The following is an 861-nucleotide window of genomic DNA, read 5'->3' as shown; positions in this document are numbered from 1 at the left end:
AGGTTTTAATTATGACAAATTCAAACAACACCCCCATTATCTCTTCTATTTCAAATGAAACCGCGCTTGCTAATCAACAAGAGCCTGCAAAAAAATACGAATTTATTGATGATTGTGAATATATCGATGGTCATTTCTTAACTCGAATTAGAGCCTTAAGAGATTTTGATGATGTCAAAAAAGGCGATTTAGGGGGGTATATTGAAAATGAAAGCAACTTATCTCATGAAGGTAATTGCTGGGTGTATAATAAAGCTCGGGTCTTTCAAAATGCACGCGTCTTTGGAAATGCTAAAGTAAAAAGCTTTTTTGTTGATGTCTATGGTAATGCTCAAATTTATGGGAATGCTATTTTTGAAGGTATGACATTAAAGGACAATGCAAAACTGTCTGGTAATGCGCATGCTAACAACGCCGTTGTAATTGAAGGCAATGCACAAATTTATGATAACGCCCGTGTCACTGATCATGCTCATATTTCCGATAATGCTGTCATTTGTGATGATGCTCATGTCGGAGGCAATGCAAAAATAAGTGGCTCTGCTTACATTTGTGATGAATCACGTGTTTTTGATGATGCCGTTATTTGTGATGCTCTTATCTCTGGTTCTTCATATATTCATAGCAATGCCTCTTTAACAGCTAATGAAGATATCTGTGATGATGCATATCCTGAGTTTGGGAGCGAAGATGATTATTATCGTCATGAGTATTATGCTGATTTTGAAGGGTATTATGACGATGATAATGACAGCGAATATGAAAGTGATGCTGCGTAAATGACACGCGCGGGCGCGGCGGGGGCGCCCCCCTTTAAACATTTCATTCTAAAATTCAAATCTTTTTATAAAGGAATTGTGC

1 protein-coding gene is annotated in these 861 nt (G+C 37.4%); it reads left to right on the top strand.

Annotation, left to right across the window (positions count from 1 at the left end; translation table 11 throughout):
* Nucleotides 1-11 precede the first annotated feature (11 nt).
* Entirely contained in the window at nt 12-779 is a 768-nt protein-coding gene (locus ACFINY_RS09795; protein ID WP_375701074.1) for a hypothetical protein, read from the top strand.
* The last annotated feature ends 82 nt before the right edge of the window (nt 780-861 follow it).

Source organism: Bartonella sp. AA23NXGY (genome assembly GCF_042197165.1).
In the GTDB taxonomy this organism is placed as follows: domain Bacteria; phylum Pseudomonadota; class Alphaproteobacteria; order Rhizobiales; family Rhizobiaceae; genus Bartonella.
The sequence above is the reverse complement of the archived record's forward strand: the minus strand, read 5'-3'. Positions and strand labels throughout refer to the sequence as shown.